This window comes from Streptomyces malaysiensis subsp. samsunensis (assembly GCF_024519315.1).
GTDB classification, from domain to species: domain Bacteria; phylum Actinomycetota; class Actinomycetes; order Streptomycetales; family Streptomycetaceae; genus Streptomyces; species Streptomyces malaysiensis.
Genome location: NZ_JANIIC010000250.1, coordinates 1 through 641 on the forward strand (window position 1 = coordinate 1; position 641 = coordinate 641).

1 protein-coding gene is annotated in these 641 nt (G+C 66.1%); it reads right to left on the reverse strand.

Annotated features, from left to right (window positions below):
• The coding region (locus NQU54_RS48740) for an ISAzo13 family transposase (protein ID WP_257636678.1) at window positions 1–584 on the reverse strand (584 nt) is incomplete at its 3' end.
• Between the last annotated feature and the right edge of the window lie 57 nt (window positions 585–641).

Consider the following 641-nt stretch of genomic DNA (forward strand, 5'->3'; position numbering starts at 1 on the left):
ACCAGTTCCTTCTTCTTCGTGTCCACACTGATCACCGGAGCACCCACGTCCCGGTGGTTGCGGGCCTGCTCGTTGAGGTAGTGGAACTGGGCGTCCCGGTCGGGGTGCTGCTTGCCCTCCAGCGTCTTGGCGTTGCTCTGCAGGCTGAAACCCTCCTCACGCAGCAGGTCCCCAACCGTGTCGGCCGAGATCCGGTGACCCTGCCGAGTCAGCTCGGCTGCCAGGTTCCGCGTCGACTTCGTCGTCCAGCGCAGCGGCGACATCGGGTCCCCCCGCACGTCCGGCTCCACCAGCGCCAGCAACGCATCACGCAGACCGGGATCCAGATCCACGACCCGTTTGCGGCCGCCGCCCGGCCGCCTGGTGCGTCCCAGCGGCGGTTCACCGGACTCCAGCTCGCGCACCCCCAGCGAGACAGTCGCCTGCCGCACACCAGCGGCCTGTGCGACCAGCCGGATCCCGCCGTGACCGATCGACCGCGCCTCCGCTCCCAGCAACAGACGACGCTGACGCTCATCGAGATGCGGCAAGATCGTCTCAAACTTCCTCGCCAGCACAACCCATTGCTCCGCTCCAGTGCTCATAGCACACCAACGAGGCATAGAGCAGGAAGCTACGAGTTAATGATCTGCACGCCCTAA